The 13,142-nt window shown below is 59.0% G+C and carries 10 protein-coding genes and 5 pseudogenes; 10 read left to right on the plus strand and 5 right to left on the minus strand.

The features are described from left to right. Positions 1–52: 52 nt before the first annotated feature. The 5 genes and pseudogenes from AU465_RS24800 to AU465_RS38050 form a co-directional block, all read left to right on the plus strand. Positions 53–601, plus strand: a pseudogene (locus AU465_RS24800) (ATP-binding protein); the annotation flags it as partial. Between the two features lie 317 nt (positions 602–918). Next, positions 919–1,665, plus strand: a pseudogene (gene tnpC / locus AU465_RS24805) (IS66 family transposase); the annotation flags it as partial. A 164-nt stretch (positions 1,666–1,829) separates the two neighbouring features. After that, positions 1,830–2,504: a site-specific integrase gene (locus AU465_RS36725; protein ID WP_312891310.1), complete on the plus strand. Its 675-nt coding sequence runs from the start codon at positions 1,830–1,832 to the stop codon at positions 2,502–2,504. A 143-nt stretch (positions 2,505–2,647) separates the two neighbouring features. Continuing rightward, positions 2,648–3,423 (plus strand): annotated as a pseudogene (locus tag AU465_RS24815) (tyrosine-type recombinase/integrase). A gap of 340 nt (positions 3,424–3,763) precedes the next feature. After that, positions 3,764–4,264 (plus strand): annotated as a pseudogene (locus tag AU465_RS38050) (tyrosine-type recombinase/integrase); the annotation flags it as partial. A 216-nt stretch (positions 4,265–4,480) separates the two neighbouring features. Here AU465_RS38050 and AU465_RS24825 read toward each other — a convergent pair. Beyond that, on the minus strand, positions 4,481–5,743 hold the full coding sequence (locus AU465_RS24825; protein ID WP_192254176.1) for an FAD-dependent oxidoreductase: 1,263 nt from the start codon (positions 5,741–5,743) through the stop codon (positions 4,481–4,483). 427 nt (positions 5,744–6,170) lie between these two features. Continuing rightward, positions 6,171–7,313 (minus strand): KamA family radical SAM protein, encoded by a 1,143-nt coding sequence (locus AU465_RS24830; protein WP_192254178.1) that lies wholly within the window; start codon positions 7,311–7,313, stop codon positions 6,171–6,173. A gap of 454 nt (positions 7,314–7,767) precedes the next feature. On the opposite strand from AU465_RS24830, the pseudogene AU465_RS36730 reads away from it, so the two are divergent. Then, a pseudogene (locus AU465_RS36730) lies at positions 7,768–8,082 on the plus strand (integrase catalytic domain-containing protein); the annotation flags it as partial. 229 nt (positions 8,083–8,311) lie between these two features. Here the strand turns inward: AU465_RS36730 and AU465_RS24835 are convergent. Both AU465_RS24835 and AU465_RS24840 read right to left on the minus strand, forming a co-directional pair. After that, entirely contained in the window at positions 8,312–9,010 is a 699-nt protein-coding gene (locus AU465_RS24835; protein WP_192254180.1) for a class I SAM-dependent DNA methyltransferase, read from the minus strand. A 14-nt stretch (positions 9,011–9,024) separates the two neighbouring features. Next, positions 9,025–9,180: a hypothetical protein gene (locus AU465_RS24840; protein ID WP_192254182.1), complete on the minus strand. Its 156-nt coding sequence runs from the start codon at positions 9,178–9,180 to the stop codon at positions 9,025–9,027. Positions 9,181–10,221: 1,041 nt separating this feature from the next. On the opposite strand from AU465_RS24840, the gene AU465_RS24845 reads away from it, so the two are divergent. From AU465_RS24845 to AU465_RS24860, 4 genes are read left to right on the plus strand one after another with little or no spacing between them, the layout of a single operon-like run. Next, on the plus strand, positions 10,222–10,626 hold the full coding sequence (locus AU465_RS24845; RefSeq protein ID WP_192254184.1) for a hypothetical protein: 405 nt from the start codon (positions 10,222–10,224) through the stop codon (positions 10,624–10,626). 32 nt (positions 10,627–10,658) lie between these two features. Continuing rightward, a complete protein-coding gene (locus AU465_RS24850) occupies positions 10,659–11,315 on the plus strand; it encodes a type 2 periplasmic-binding domain-containing protein (protein ID WP_192254186.1) in 657 nt (218 codons plus the stop codon). Between the two features lie 27 nt (positions 11,316–11,342). After that, positions 11,343–12,485 carry a saccharopine dehydrogenase family protein gene (locus tag AU465_RS24855; RefSeq protein WP_192254188.1) on the plus strand — a complete coding sequence of 381 codons (1,143 nt, stop codon included), beginning with the start codon at positions 11,343–11,345 and terminating at the stop codon, positions 12,483–12,485. A 34-nt stretch (positions 12,486–12,519) separates the two neighbouring features. After that, positions 12,520–12,723: a hypothetical protein gene (locus AU465_RS24860; RefSeq protein ID WP_192254190.1), complete on the plus strand. Its 204-nt coding sequence runs from the start codon at positions 12,520–12,522 to the stop codon at positions 12,721–12,723. Positions 12,724–12,725: 2 nt separating this feature from the next. Here AU465_RS24860 and AU465_RS24865 read toward each other — a convergent pair whose 3' ends face one another. Further along, positions 12,726–13,067: an AMP-binding enzyme gene (locus tag AU465_RS24865; RefSeq protein WP_210325242.1), complete on the minus strand. Its 342-nt coding sequence runs from the start codon at positions 13,065–13,067 to the stop codon at positions 12,726–12,728. Positions 13,068–13,142 lie beyond the last annotated feature (75 nt).

Genomic DNA, 13,142 nt, shown 5'->3' on the forward strand with positions numbered 1-13,142 from the left:
GTGATCCGAACCTCATGCGCCGGACACCCGGCAGTATGACGCTGCTTCGACTGGCGGCGGAAAGAGCCATCTCGCCGCGGCCATCGGCCTCGCGCTGATCGAGAACGGCGGGCGCGTGCTGTTCACCCGCACCACCGACCTCGTTCAGAAGCTTCAGGTCGCGCGGCGTGAGCTGCAACTCGAATCCGCCATCGCAAAGCTCGACAAGTTCGATCTGCTCATCCTCGATGATCTGACCTACGTCACCAAGGACCAGGCCGAAACGAGCGTGCTCTTCGAACTCATCTCCGCAAGATATGAGCGGCGTTCCATCATGATCACCGCCAATCAGCCTTTTGGAGAATGGAACAGGGTCTTTCCCGATCCCGCCATGACCCTCGCCGCGGTCGATCGGCTTGTTCATCACGCAACGATCTTCGAGATGAATGTCGAAAGCTACCGGCGCAGATCTGCCATGGAAGCTAAACGCCAGCGCGGCAGGCCCGCCTCCTACGCGACAATTAACAACACGCACGAACTTGTCGCGGAGCGACAATCAGAAAACGACGAAAGCCTTGCCAGCGACAATCAGCATGATAATTTGCCCGTGACCGCGCTCTGAGAGTCTCATCCAGATTGTCGCGCGCGTCTCATCCTGATCGTCGCGCAATACCCCGTAGGCGCTGTTCCGGTGGCACCTTTCGCGCGTTGACGTGAGGACGATGTTCGGAGCCTTTGAGGGCTTCGACACATGAAGATTTCAGAGCTTACGCTTAAATCCAGCGATCACGAGCCCGCACGCTGCTCGAAGGTCTCGACTGGCGGCGGGTCCATGAGGCGCGCCGAACCCGCGTCCGGTTCAGGCGGGCTGATCCGCGACCAAGTGAATCAGCCTGGATACCGCTGTCGCGGGCTGTCGGCGAATATGGTCTGATCCGGTCATGGTATTTGCGTCCGGTGCATGACGCCTGCTTGGAAAGCTGAAGGCTTCGCCGAAACTGTTCGCCGACGAGACGACCGCGCCGCTGCTCGATCGGGGCCGCGGCAAGACGAAGACTGGGCAGCTGTGGGCCTATGCCCGCGATGACCGGCCATGGGAGGCAGCCGATCCGCCGGGCGTCGCCTATGTCTATGCGCCGGACCGAAAGGCCGAGCGTCCGATCGCTCATCTCGCAGGCTTCACCGGAATCCTTAGGTCGAGGGCTATGGCGGCTATCGCGTGCTGGCCGAGAAAAGCGGCGTGACGCTCGCCTTCTGCTGGGCATACGTCCGCAGGCGCTTCTAAGAACCGGCTGTATCCGGACCAGCGCCGATCTCTACAGGATTGAGGATGACATCCGCGGCCAGCCGGCGGATGAGTGCCGTCCCGTGCGCCAGGAAAGAAGCCAGCCGATTATCGCCGATCTCGAACCTTGGCTGCGCGAAAAGCTCGGCCTGATTAGCCAGAAGACCAAGCTCGCCGAGGCAATCCGCTACACGCTCTCGCGCTGGGAAGGCCTGACCCGCTTCCTCGATGACCGCCGCATCGAGATCGACTCCAATACAGTCGAGCGCTCCATTCGTCCGATCGCCCTCAATCGGAAGAACGTGCTCTTTGCAGGCTCCGATGGCGGCGCCGAAGACTGGGCAGTCATCGCCGCGCTGATCGAAACCGCCTTATGCCGCGCACGGCATAAGCAGGTTTATGCCGACCGCCGAACTATGCCGAGTGAGCAAGTTTTTACCAACACTTTCCTCAACGTAGCGGTAGCTGGATCGGCATAGCAGCGCTCACCCCGGAGATCGTCATCGGTTATGTCGAGCGACATGCTCTCGATGGCTCCGCCGACAGCGGCAAGGCGATGTGCGGAGTGGTGCGCGCCTTCCTGCGCTATTTGCATCTGAAGGGCTTCATTGCGGTGGCCTTGGCCGATTGTGTGCCGTCGATCCGTCGCTGGCGGCTTGCTGGCCTACCAACCTTCCTGCCACCACAGAAGGTTCAGGTGGTTCTCGATGCCTGCGATCTGACCACGGCAATGGGGCTTCGCGACTATGCGGTTTTGATGGCGCTGGCCAAGCTGGGCTTGCGCGCCAGCGAGGTTGCCGCGCTCAGTCTTGACGATATCGATTGGCAGTCGGGCAGTGTCCTCGTCCATGGCAAGGGACGGCGGCAAGCGATGATGCCGCTACGCCACGACGTCGGTGCAGCTATCGTCGCCTACATCCGGCATGGGCGGCCGGCTTCACCGTGTCGCCGGTTATTTCTGCGAATGCTTGCTCCGCACGTCGGCTTTGCCTCAGGCTGCGCCATCACGATGATCGCGAAGGAGGCCCTCGAGCGGGCGGGTATTCACGGCTATGCGCACCACGGCGCGCACCTCTTCCGCCACAGCCTTGCGACCGACCTGCTGCGGTCGGGGGCCAGCTTTGCCGAGATCGGCCAGTTGCTTCGTCACCGGAGCATCGACAGCACAAGGATCTATGCCAAGCTCGACATCGAGAAGCTGCGCGAACTGAGCCTGCCGTGGCCGGGAGGTGCCGAATGAGCCAGCTTCGAACAGCGCTCGAGCGCTATGTAGGCATGCGCCAGGGGTTGGGATACAAGTACCACGGGCCCGCCTGACGGTTGTCGGATTTCGTCACCTTCATGGAGGCTCGCGGCGCCGAGAGCATCACCACGGCGCTGGCAATGAAGTGGGTGACGTTGATCGGCCGACAACCGAGTTGGTCCATCCGCCTGACCGATGTGCGCTGCTTCGCTCAGCACCTCGCTCATTTCGACCCCCTGACGGAAGTGCCACCTCAAGACGCTGTGTCGCCGGCGCGGCGGGCAAAGCCCTACATCTATACCGATGCTGAGATCACGGCGCTTCTGGCGGCGGCACTGTCGCTGCCGCCGGCCAACGCCCTGCGTCGCTGGACATATCATTGCCTGTTCGGATTGATAGCGGTGGCCGGGCTACGCCATTCCGAAGCGCTCGACCTGCGCCAGGACGACGTCGATCTCGACCAAGGTATCCTCACCATTCGGGAGACGAAGTTCGGCAAGTCGCGGCTGGTCCGCTCCATGCCACGACGGTCGCCGTGCTGTCGGACTATGCCGCGCGACGCGACGCGCATCTCGTCGCGCCTCGTAGCCCCTATTTCTTTGTCGCCGAGCAGGGCGGCAGATTGCTGCACCAATACGTGCACCGGGTGTTCTGGCAGCTGTCGCGACAGATCGGTCTGCGGGAGCGGGGGCAGCGCAATGGTCCGCGGGTTCACGATCTTCGTCACCGTTTCGCCGTCCAGGCCCTGACCAACTGGTATCGTGCGGGCGAAGATGTCGAGCGGGAACTGCCGGTCCTCTCGACCTTTCTCGGCCACGCCAATGTTCGCGACACCTACTGGTACCTATCCGCCGCGCCGGAGCTAATGACCCATGCCGCGCGACTGCTGGATAAGCGGTGGGAGGCTCGCTCATGAGTGCCCCGAACGATCTGGCCGTGCTGATCGAGCGGTGGTTCACCGATCGGCTCATGCGACATCGAGGCGTAAGTTCCAACACCATCGCCTCCTATCGCGACACCTTCCGGCCGACACCTTCCGGCTCCTGTTTGCATTCGCGCAGACACGCCTTGGCAGGTCTCCGTCGCAGTTGACACTGCGGGACTTGGACGCGCCTTTCATCGGCGCATTCCTGGAGGACCTCGAGACACAGCGATCCGCCTCAGTGAGGACCCGGAATCTCCGCCTCACGGCCATTCGGTCTTTCTTCAGATATGCGTCGTTCGAGGAGCCGGCCCATAGCGCCCAGATTCAACGCGTGCTCGCGATCCCGAGCAAGCGATGCGACAAGCGACAGCTTCAGTTTCTCACCAGGCCCGAGATTGAAGCGATCCTGGCCTGTCCGGATCGCAGCACATGGCTGGGACGGCGTGATCACACTCTGCTCTTGCTGGCCGCGCAAACGGGGTTGCGGGTCTCGGAGATCATCGATCTCGACCGGGACTCGGTGATGCTGGGGCACGGTGCCCACGTGCGATGCGTTGGCAAGGGCCGCAAGGAGCGAAGTACGCCGCTCACCAAGGTTGCACAGCAAGCCCTTCGGGGCTGACTCAACGAGCCCAGGAAGCGGGGCGCAACGGCTCTCTTTCCGAACACGCACGGCGGCAAGCTCAGCGCCGACGGCGTGCAGGCGCTGCTGAACAAATATGTCGCCAAAGCGCGCGAAGATTGCGTCACCGTTCGCTCGAAGCGGGTGTCACCCCATGTCTTGCGCCACAGCGCTGCGATGGAGTTGCTGCAGGCGGGCGTCGATTGTTCGGTCATCGCCCTGTGGCTGGGCCATGAGACGATGGAAACGAGGCTGACCTATCTTCACGCACATCTTGAACTGAAGGAATCCGCACTTGCAAGCCCCTGCATTACTGGTCCTTATTCCACGCCGAAACACAAGGGTGTTCTTCCTGCCCTCCTGACGATAGGCCGCGGCTTTTCTTTCCGGAGATTGGCCCGGTCGCGCGACCGCGACACTGCGCGCTCAGAGCGCATAGTATTCCGGTGCAACCGCTTCGGTCGTCACGTGGCCCTGCGTGATATAATCTGTAGTTATGCGGGCCGACCCGCAGGCCATCGTCCAGCCGAGCGGCCCATGGCCGGTGTTCAGGAACAGATTGCTGTAGCGGGTCGGGCCGATCACAGGCGGGCCCCCCGGCGTCATCGCGCGCAGGCCGCTCCAGTTTAGACCAGAGTCGGCATTCATGTGGTTCTTGAGCTCCGGCAGCATTTTAAAGCCATTATTGAGGACGCGCAGCCCTTCTTTGATGTCAACCGCGGTATTGTAGCCGGCGAATTCGGCGCGACCGCCCATCCGCAGGCGATCACCCATAGGCGTGATCATCGCGTGGAGGCCGTCGTCCAGGATCGGACGTGTCGGCCCCCCTTGCCAACCGTTCAAGGGAACGGTTATCGAATGGCCCTTTACCGGAATGATCGGCAGATGGATGCCGAGCCTGCTCGAGAATTTCGGGCTGTAGCTACCAAGCGAGAGAACGAAGGCGTTCGCTTGGATCTCTCCCTTGGTCGTGTGAATATGTGAAATTTTAGTCGCGCTTTCCCGAACGATATCAATGACTTCCGTGCCCATCAAGAAAGTTGCGCCACTCGCCTGTGCCACCCGCGCGATCTCGTTTGTGAACTTGTGGGCATCGCCGCTTTCATCATCAGGGAACAAAACAGCGCCGATGTAGCGGTCGATGACCGGCGCGACGCAAGGTTCCTTTTCTAGGATCTGACCCTTGTCGAGCGTGTCGAAGACGACCCCCCATTCTTCCATCTCCCGGCACATCTGAACAAACTCGGACATCCGTCCGTCAGGAGGGAACATGCGCATGGTTCCGCGGACGGTCTGGTCGTAGGTCAGCCCCTCTTCTGCGCGGATAGCGCGCAGGGTCTCAAGGCTGAGCTGCGCCAGCCGAATGTTGGCAATCATGTTCGCCTTGTGCATCCGGGGCGTGGAATTGGCGAGGAACCTGAGGCCCCAGCCGATCATCGAGGGGATAGCGCTCGGTCTAATCTTCAGCGGCGAATAGTCGTCAAAGAGCATGTTCCCGAGGTTTTTCACGGTGCCGGGCGAGTTCCATGGACCAGAGTCGCTTGGGTTCATCAGGCCGCCATTCGCGAAACTGGTTTCCATGCCTGGGCGGTCCTGACGATCAATCACGGTGACGTCAAGACCGGCCCTCGTCAGCATGTAGGCAGTCGTGCTTCCGACGACGCCAGCTCCCATAACAACAACTGTCATATGGCCTCCAGTCGCATGCTGGCCTCGACCTTCCCCAATCCGGAAGGGCTTGAAGTCCAAGCCGTCGCGCCAGCCTTTGGAAACTGCGTCACGACGTTCTCCTTTCCTCTGACTCCAGGCCGTGACCTCGGCAGCATCCGGCCGAAAAGTCTTGACAAACCAAGGCGCTGACGTTTGGTAACACGCTGCACGGGCTCCAACTTTGGCAGGGAACTCTCTGTTGACGGGCAGTCGACCCGCACATATATCTCGCACGCCACGCGGTTATGCTGGATGCGGTCCGACGGCCCTCTATGACGCCGGCCTCAAATCTTACTTTTCAACACTTAAACTTCCACCTGCTGGTTTCATCTCGATTTCAGTCGGAAATCACCGACGGCCCGTCGATCACTTCCTGCGCGCGGCGCGCTGCGTGATGAGCGATAGGCTAAATTGGGTCGAGTCTGTCCGGATCTTTCCAAGTTCTCCACTCGTAGTTGCGGAGGACGATATACCCGGGCCCAGATCCTATCAGGTAATTGGGATTGAGTGGCGTTTTGCCGAGCGGCGTGCAGATTACATATTGCGGCACGGCAAAGCCGGTGGTGTGCCCACGCAAATTCTCAATAATGTGCATCCCAGTATCAATTGATGTTCTGAAGTGCTCAGCGCCGCGGACCAAGTCGGCATGATACAAATAATATGGTCGCACACGTGCCATAAGGAGTTTGTGGACCAACTCTTTCATCACGTCGACCGAGTCGTTGATGCCTTTCAAGAGAACAGATTGGTTGCCCACCGGAACCCCCGCTTCAAGCAACCGCTCGATAGCTAGTTTCGCTTCAGGCGTGACCTCATTAGGGTGGTTAAAATGAGTATTGATCCAGATTGGATGGTACTTTTTAATCATCTGGCAGAACTCGGGCGTGATCCGCTGCGGCATCGTTACAGGTGTTCGAGTGCCGATCCGAATGATCTGAACGTGCGGAATTTGCCTGAGCCCCGACAGCGCGTACTCAATCCTACTATCCCCCATCGTCAGCGGATCACCCCCGCTTAACAGTACGTCCCGAATCTCTGGCCGGTCGGCGACATATGCTATGCCTTTGTCGATCAGAGCTCGATTGCTGACGATTGAATCTCGGCCCGCGTGAACCTTGCGTGAGCAATGTCTGCAGTAGATGGCGCATAAACTGGTGATATGAAAAAGTACGCGATCTGGGTACCTGTGAACGATGCAACTCACGTCGGTCTTTCCCTCCTTCCAAAGAGGGTTTTCGGAAGCAACGCCCGATTGGTGGAATGATGGGAGCTGATCAATATGGAAGACGTCATCAAGCTCCTTGATGTTAGGTATAGCCTGTAGGCGCACTGGATCGTTCGGATCGTCCTGGTCGATCAGCGAAAGATAATACGGCGTTACCCGGAAAACATACCGCTCACTCACCTTGTGAAAAGCTTCTTCTTCTTCAGGCGTAGTGTTTATAAGGTCCTTCAGCGCGTCGAGTGTGGTGACGCTGTTAGAAAGTTGCCAATGCCAGCTATCCCAGTCGTTATTTCGTGTATCTCCTCCGGCCGTTTCGGTCAGCATTCCAGGTCTCCGATTCGAGTACTTCTCTGTGGGTCGGCTTTTGGTTTGCAATGTGCGGTTGGCAACTCGGTCCTAGAAGGTGTCTAAAGCATATTTACTTCTAGTAGTCTGTGCTTCACGCTCGTTAAAAAGTTCCATCAGGTTATTAAGAGCCCGCATGGAATGTCTGGAATGACGAAGGTGTCGGACGGCCCTACTCGAGACCCTATATGTTGACCCCGGAGGCCGGACTAGTTGGGGAGTGTCAGCTAAGGAGTCTGCGGCGATTTTGATCGGGAGACCGCGCAAAAGGGACATCGATCCACCCTCACTCTCTCCCAGATTGATGGTGTGGAACGGCTCCTCCGACGTCAGAGTGCTAAAGGTGGCTGTTGTTTCAACGCCACAACCGCACCGTTCCCCAAGAGTGAATGTCTAAAAATGCCCCCCTTGCCAACGGAACCGTTCCACATATGGAACAAGAGCGCCGATGGCCATCCCGCAGGAACGCGAACCAGCGCTGGAGTCTGGACTTCTCCGACGCGCTGCCGCCTCCGCATCCTGTGTGTCATCGGTGACTTCAGCCGGGAGTACATCGCAGCGATCATCTACAACTCGCTCTCCGGCGAGCGGGTGGCGCGGGAATTCGATCAAATCGCGGAGCGGCGCGGCTATCCCTCTATGATTGCTTCGGCTACGGCAACTAGCTGACCTCCAACGCCATTTTGGCGTGGCAGGAGGAGCGGCAGGTCGAGTGGAGTCTATCGCGCCGGGCAAGCCGAGTCGGTCGGCTCGCCGGCGCAAGAAGTCGAGGTGACGCCCTTGGTTTAGGCCCCTAGGTCCATAGGTCGACGTCGCGACAGAGGAATTCGCTGCCCTGACCCACCCGAAGGGTCTTCGGATAGCAGATCGTGCTGCATACCCACTCACGTGTCCAAAAAACCTTTTGAAGTCCGATCGGGGGTGCCGATTCAAGTCCGATTGACAGACAGATTCGCCAACGAGATCTGCCGAGTGTGTCATAGCCGCTCCTCCGTTGGTGCGCTCGCTTTATCAGGCACCCGGAAAACCCAATAATGCGCGTCCTCGTCGTAGTATCTGGCATTGCTTAGATAACATGCCCGCATAAGGACGCCCGCATCCTGCAGACGACGCACTTCGTCTTCAAAGGATGTTGCCTCCGCATAGCTCTTGCGGGTGCTCGCGATGACAAATCCGTTCGGGCGCGTGACGCGAGCCAGTTCGCGCAGCCCATCCGGACGGGCATGCCTGTGCGTGAAGACGCCGCAACAGACTGTGATGTCATAGATCGCGTTGGAGTAATCGGAGAGTGGACCGTTAAGGTCGACATCGCCTTGCACATGGCGGTAGATACCGGTCTCCTGGGCCTTTTCGGCCATCTCCCCGATGAGGTCGAACCCGTCGATCAACTGAAAGCCTAGGCGTTTCAGCTGCAGACCGACGAGGCCCGTTCCGCAGCCAGCGTCTAGGATTGTAGTGGCTGCTCGCTCCTTGGCCAAGTAGGCCGTCTGGATGGCGGCCGCCAGTTCTGCCACGACTAGCGGGCCGCAATACCCCTGACGGCCGACATAGAGATCGTAGGTACCGGCCCGATCGCGATAGTACTGTGCCAAATAACCAACATCCGTTTCGGGTGCATGGGAAGGGTTCTTTCGCGCGGTTTGGTCTAGCGCGGACTGTTGATCGGGGATTTTCATGACAGTTCCTCAAGTTAGACGCAGATCGGATGCAGCGCACTCGTCTTCGGCGGCGCAATGGCGCGGCAGAAATTTTCCTTTGCCGTATCGCCGTGCATGGAAAACCGAACCGAGGCACGGCGCGAAAAACCGTGCGGTGTGACGGCCTGGCTTACGGTCGTGCAGGGCATCTATGTCTCTCCTATTGTGTGGGGGACAAGAGTTGGCTGCCCTCTTCGTCCGGCTGGCAGCTCCTGCCGGCTTGCGACTAGGGAGTTTCAAAAGTCGTGCCAACTGCGCCATAAAAGCCTTAGAAAAAATTATTCTGCATATCTTTTAATGACTTACATGAGAGTTCAGCAGGAAGCCAAGCGGAACGGCACCGTGTCGGATACTCGACAAAGCCGACAGAAAGTGTCATGGCCCGGCATTTCCCAGGAATGGAGGAAAGAGCTCATCAACGGCACGTAACGTTGACTGCAGCGTGCGCGAATGCCCGTGATCCGCCCTATCGCTGCAACCTCTTCCCTGCTGAGATCATGGCTCCTGTGGTTGCTATACTTCCGCTTTCCGCTCAGTCTGCGCATAGTCCAGGACAGCTGCAGCCGCGGCATCATCGCCAGGCGTCAGACGATCAGCGCCTCGGGCGAGAGGTTCGGCCGGCATTTCGCCAACCATCCTTCGCCGCTCGGCCGGCTGCTGCGGCGACAAATGGCATCTCAATGAACTTGTCGTCACCGTTCGCCAGGGAGAAGCAGTGGCTTTGGCCGGTCTTCGAGCATCACGGCTTCGTGCTATTGTTCTGGTGGAGATTCGGTGGAACGCGAAGCCCGCAAAGCGTCTGATGGAAAGCTGCTGTAGAAGCAGGGACTGTTCAATACCAATCCGGTCTCTCCGAAGCGGTCCCGCCATAAAGGCAGGTACCAGTCTAACAACCGCAAACTGTTGACTGTTTACCTTTATAACAGTTATGTATCAGAATTATGAAGATCAGGATAAATCATTGTAAAGTAACTTGCGCCATGCTTGACGCCTCTGATCGGCGGGAGCATATATTATGCGAAGAAGATGCCTGAGAGGAAGCATCATAAGGGCCGTCCTTAACGCGGAGTTTTCTGCTCGATCTACACTAGCCGCGCAGGCGAACAGGTGAGGATTGCTGCCGATTCCTAACAACGGCTGTTTTGCCATGTGGCAATCTGGTGACTTCTGCATTAGCAGGGAGATCGAAAATGTTTCTTAAAGCCGACGGAAGTGAAGTATGGCTGCAGAGCTCGACAAGATTGCCGTATCTATCCCTTGCCGGCGTCATTGAATCTTCAGAAGACTATGTCGCAATTCGACCAAGGCTGCGTCGGGTCTACGAGCAGCTTTCCGGCATAGCCTCCGACGACGCATTCCTGGTGCAGGAACTCGAGGACGGCGGCGCCTTGGTCTTCTGCGCCCGACCCGACAAGAATTGCGCTTTGCTGCTGCTAGGAAAATTTCATCGAGGCCGGGAGAGGCGAAAACCATGTGCTGTTCTCGAAAACCTCGTCGAAATGATCCGGAACAGCTTAGATGGAATCGGCCGGCAAGCCGGCGCGACCATCCGTTTCGAGGTCGTGCAGCCCGAGTTGGCAATGCGTGCCCGCTGAAGGAGAGGTCATGAGCCAGCGCATCGTCCTCATTGACCACCAAATCGCTCCTCATCCAGATGATGCATCTTGCCAAGCAGAGGCATTGCGGGGCTTGTCGAGACGGAGCGCGTCAAGTCATCGTGCCGGCTGCCGTGCCCAGCCAGCTCCAGCACCATCCCCTGCGGGCGCCGGCCTATCCGGCGGAAAACGACGCTCCTGCATCAGACTACCCGCTCGAATCCTGGCCGGAATGGTCTGCCGAGGAGGGGATCGCGGCAAAAAGCGCCTCTCGTGGTGCCAAATTCTACCATTTCGACATGCTCGTCGAAGCCGCTAGCGCCGGCCACGGCGTGGCTTTGCTGACCTTGCCCTTCGTCGAGAATGACCTGTGTACCGGGCGGCTGACGTTGACCTGCACCACCATACGCTTCGGCCACGGCACCTATTGCCTGGTCCAACCGCTCTATACGGAGGGCCGGACCATCCTGGACCATTTCAAAGTCTGTTGCAGACGGAAGCGGCCTGCTACTCGCAGCAGACTACGGCGATCTGACCACCGATCACACGTCATTGCCGCAGGCGAGCCTCATTTTCGGTTAGGCTGGCGCCGCCGACGTTTCGGTCGGCAAAACCAGACAGTTTTTCGAATGGTCGGACCACCCCCGGAAATATCGCAGCTTCAATCTGGCAGAAACAATCGTCGATAAAGCCGTCGAACAATTTGGGGATCGTCAATGAAAAAGATACTGGTGATTGGCGCAGGCAAAATCGGAACGGCGATTTCCGATCTGCTCTCCGCAGACAGCTTATATGAAGTCACGCTGGCAGATGCGACCGCGGCCTCGCTGGCCAGACTTCCCGCGCATCCCCGTGTGCAGACCGCAACGCTGGACGTCCACGATCCGGATCAGCTATGCAGCGCACTGCAAGGTAAATTCGCCGTGCTCACCGCGGTGCCGTTCCATCTGACCGTCCGCATCGCCGATGCTGCAGTTGCCGCCGGGGTGCATTATCTCGATCTGACCGAAGACGTCGGGAGCACCCGGCAGATTAAAACGCTGGCCCAATCCGCTAGCAGCGCGCTGATCCCACAATGCGGTCTCGCTCCCGGTTTTATCTCGATCGTGGCGCATCATCTGATTAGCGGATTCGACCACGTCGACTCGGTGCGGCTGCGCGTCGGCGCGCTCCCGCAATATCCCGCCAACGCGCTGCATTACAATCTGACCTGGAGCACCGAGGGGGTGATCAACGAGTATTGCGAGCCTTGCGAGGCGATCGCCAACGGCCGACGTGTCGAAGTGCCGGCGCTCGAGGAGTGCGAGGAATTCTCTCTCGATGGGGCTCGCTATGAGGCCTTCAATACGTCCGGCGGTTTGGGCACGCTGTGCGAAGCCCTTCAGGGCCAGGTGCGGACGCTGAATTATCGCAGTATCCGCTATCCAGGCCATGCCGCCCTGATGAAGGCGCTGCTTCACGACCTTCGTCTAAGCGAGCGACGTGAACTGTTGAAGGAAATTCTCGAGTATGCCGTGCCGACCACTCTGCAGGACGTGGTGATCATTATGGTCATTGTCAGCGGACTCAAGCAGGGCCGCCTAATCGAGGAAACTTACGTCAACAAGATTTACCCTCAGGTGATCGACGGCAGGCCGATGAGCGCAATCCAGGCGACCACGGCCGTTGGAATCTGCACCGTGCTAGACCTGCTGGCCAATGGCCGGCTACCGCAGCAGGGACTGATCTGCCAGGAGCAGATCAAGTTGCCAGAATTCCTGGCCAATCGCTTCGGCGCCGTCTATGCCTCTGCATCCGCTACGCCCGCCGCGGATGCGACAGCTGCTGCGGCGGAGCGGCAGCAGGTCGCGCTCGTTTGAGACGTTTCGTCATCTCGGAGATGACGGGGTCTCGATGACGGCAACAAGGCTGTCTTCCACGCGATGCGGCGTGCTGTTTGCCGAGGATGTGACGCGCATCTCCGCGGCGGTTGGCACACCGTTTTGTTGCAATTCCGGCAGTTCGCGCCAGCGCTACCACAACGACGCGTTCGCCCCGATCATGCGCGAATATTTGACACGTCCCGGCGGCTCGCCCCGTCTTGAATTAGCGACCTGATCTCAACAGTCATCGAGGGCGCGCGACAGTCTGTGTTTCATGATGCGCAGGCTTGGCGTGCGCTCGAATTCGTCGATAATCGCGATGTAGCGAGGGCTCTGATATGGGGCCAGTCGGCTAGAGAGCCATGCGGACAACTCGGCGGGATTAATCTCACGCCCGTTCCGTGGCTTCACGAAAAGCTTTATATCCTGCTCGCCGATTTCGGCCGCAACTCCGACCATCGCGCATTCCTCAATCGCAGGATGGTCGGCGGCGACATGCTCGACCTCCCAAGCAGACACATTTTCGCCGCGGCAATGCACGCTATCGGTCATGCGCCCGTGGAAGAAGAGGTTACCCATAGCATCAAAGGGGCCGAGGTTGCCTGGGCGGATTCAAGCGGTCGTCGCAACACCTGAACGAAGGAGGTTGCGATG

It is taken from the genome of Mesorhizobium silamurunense, from assembly GCF_014843905.1.
Classification (GTDB): Bacteria; Pseudomonadota; Alphaproteobacteria; order Rhizobiales; family Rhizobiaceae; genus Mesorhizobium; species Mesorhizobium silamurunense.

Bases quoted from the DNA above. Each gene is read 5' to 3' on its own strand.
- AU465_RS24855 (WP_192254188.1), top strand. From the start codon at position 11,343: ATGAAAAAGATACTGGTGATTGGCGCAGGCAAAATCGGAACGGCGATT.
- AU465_RS24835 (WP_192254180.1), bottom strand. From the start codon at position 9,010: ATGAAAATCCCCGATCAACAGTCCGCGCTAGACCAAACCGCGCGAAAG.
- AU465_RS24860 (WP_192254190.1), top strand. From the start codon at position 12,520: ATGACGGCAACAAGGCTGTCTTCCACGCGATGCGGCGTGCTGTTTGCC.
- AU465_RS24865 (WP_210325242.1), bottom strand. From the start codon at position 13,067: ATGGGTAACCTCTTCTTCCACGGGCGCATGACCGATAGCGTGCATTGC.
- AU465_RS24845 (WP_192254184.1), top strand. From the start codon at position 10,222: ATGTTTCTTAAAGCCGACGGAAGTGAAGTATGGCTGCAGAGCTCGACA.
- AU465_RS24840 (WP_192254182.1), bottom strand. From the start codon at position 9,180: ATGCCCTGCACGACCGTAAGCCAGGCCGTCACACCGCACGGTTTTTCG.
- AU465_RS24825 (WP_192254176.1), bottom strand. From the start codon at position 5,743: ATGACAGTTGTTGTTATGGGAGCTGGCGTCGTCGGAAGCACGACTGCC.
- AU465_RS24830 (WP_192254178.1), bottom strand. From the start codon at position 7,313: ATGCTGACCGAAACGGCCGGAGGAGATACACGAAATAACGACTGGGAT.